This window comes from Mesorhizobium sp. M7A.F.Ca.US.014.04.1.1, from assembly GCF_003998745.1.
Classification (GTDB): Bacteria; Pseudomonadota; Alphaproteobacteria; order Rhizobiales; family Rhizobiaceae; genus Mesorhizobium; species Mesorhizobium ciceri.
The window spans coordinates 1-2104 of the sequence record NZ_RZRW01000787.1 but is presented as its reverse complement, the minus strand read 5'-3'; the positions used below and the strand labels follow the sequence as shown (position 1 = coordinate 2104).

The 2104-nt window shown below is 63.2% G+C and carries 2 protein-coding genes; both read left to right on the top strand.

What is annotated here, in order from left to right; translation table 11 throughout:
* Positions 1 to 117: 117 nt before the first annotated feature.
* Positions 118 to 1104, top strand: a complete 987-nt coding sequence (locus EOA22_RS31470) for an ABC transporter permease (RefSeq protein WP_013530837.1) — start codon at positions 118 to 120, stop codon at positions 1102 to 1104.
* A 66-nt stretch (positions 1105 to 1170) separates the two neighbouring features.
* Positions 1171 to 2104: sugar ABC transporter substrate-binding protein (locus tag EOA22_RS31465; RefSeq protein ID WP_164756105.1), on the top strand; the 934-nt coding region annotated here is incomplete at its 3' end.

The following is a 2104-nucleotide window of genomic DNA, read 5'->3' as shown; positions in this document are numbered from 1 at the left end:
CGATAAATATCGCAGCCGGCCTGGGTTCCGGGCGCGGATTCATTTGACGAACCGGCGTTGGGCCGATTAGCGTTCTTTCCCAGGGATGGCAGCGCTGCCATCGGGGCAAACGCAGACATGAACACCATCGGCTGGCCAAATTTCAGGAGCCTGAACCAGGAAGGCATTGTCTTTGCCATCGCCGTGGTGCTGTTCGTTGCAGCGGCTATAGGCCTGCCAGGTTTCATCGACCCCAACAATCTCGTCGCCATCGTCCGCTCCGTGTCGGTGCTGGGCATCCTTGCGCTCGGCATGGCCGTGGTCATCATCGGCCGCGGCATCGACCTCTCTGCCGTCGCGATCATGGCGATGTCGGTCGCCTGGTACCTGCAACTGCTGAATTCGGGGACGCCGGACGGGCTTGCCTTCGCCTATGTGCTGGCCGGTGTGCTGGCCATCGGCCTGCTCAATGGTTTTCTCGTCGCCTATGCCGACGTGCCGGCGATCTTCGTGACGCTGGCGACAGGCTCCTTCGTCTTCGGCTATGTACGCTCGCAACTGATCACGCAGGATGCCGTGCCGGTGCCGCAGGGCCATTGGGTCGAGTTGCTCGGCGGCCTGCGCTTCCTCGACATTCCCATCGAGGTTTTCGTCTTCGCAGGGCTGGCCTTCCTGTTCTTCCTGTTCCTTCGCTACACCAAATGGGGCCGCTATATCTATTTCGCCGGCGATAATCCGGTGGCCGCCCGCAACATCGGCATGCCGGTGCGGCCGATGCTGGTGCTGCGCTATGTGCTTTCCGCCTTCGTCGCACTGGTCGCCGGCCTGCTGACGGCGGCCAGCCTGCATTCGATCAATACCCGCGTCGTCAATTCGACGCTGCTCTACGATATCGTGCTGGTGGCGGTTATCGGCGGCATCGGCCTGTCCGGCGGGCGCGGCGGGGTGCGCAACGTGCTGGTCGGTGCGGCACTGATCGGCATCCTGCTCAACGCCATGACCATCATCGACATTCCGCTGCTCTACCAGAACCTGATCAAGGCAGCGATCCTGCTCGGCGCCATCATCGTCGACGGCATCATCAATCCACGTGACGAGCAGACCGCCCAGCAGGGCGACATTTAGACCTGAACTGCGGCGGACGGTTGGGGCCGGCCGCTGATAACAACGACCAAAGCAAAAGGATCCGACATGAAACTGATCAAGACACTCATGGCCGCCGCCACGGCGCTCGCCGTCACCGCCTTCGTGGCGCCAACCTTCGCCGCCGACGATCCGGGGCCGACTGCGTACGCGCAGGCGCTCAAGGGCAAGCGCGTCATGCTGGTGCCGCTGGCAATGGGCTTCGACCTGGCGCAGGGCTGGGCGCACTATCTGAAGACCGAAGTCGAGGCCTGGGGCGGCGTGTTCGAGACGCGCGACCCGAACTGGGTCGTCGATGCCGGCGCGCAGGCGATCACGGACGCCATCTCCTCGGACACCAGGCCGGATGTGCTGATCATCCACGCGCCGGACCTCAACTCCTATTCCAAGCTGATGAAGAAGGCACAGGCCGCCGGCACCTATGTCATCCTGGTCGACAATCCCGCCAACTTCCCGGCCGACGCCTTTATCGGCAGTGACTGGGACCGGCTTGGCCAGCTCGAGGCCGAAGCGGCGATCAAGGGCTGCGGCCCGAACTCGTCGAAGAAGATCGGCCTTGTGCAGGGTGACCAGGCGAACTCCTCCAGCCTCTATCAGTATGCCGGCATCATGAAGGTGCTGGACAAGAATCCCGACTTCAAGGTGGTGGCCAAGCCCGATTCCAACTGGGATGCGACGACCTCGCGCAACGTGACGACGACGATGCTGCAGCAGAACCCGGATATCTGCTCGATCATCGATTTCTGGGATGGCGACGCCACCGGCGCGTCCGCCGCGATCCGCGATGCCAAACTCGACGGCAAGGTGTTCCTGGTCACCACCGGCGGCGGCGAAAAGGCGGCCGATTGCGACAAGCTGGTCGACGGCACCTATGGCGCTGTGGTGATGACCGATCTTGCTCGCCAGTCGGGCGACATGAACGCCATCATCAAGTTCCTGCTGCAGAGCGGCCAGCCGGCCGGCACCTCGCACACCTACATCT

Excerpts from the sequence above, each read along its gene's own strand:
- EOA22_RS31470 (WP_013530837.1), top strand. The coding sequence starts at position 118 with ATGAACACCATCGGCTGGCCAAATTTCAGGAGCCTGAACCAGGAAGGC.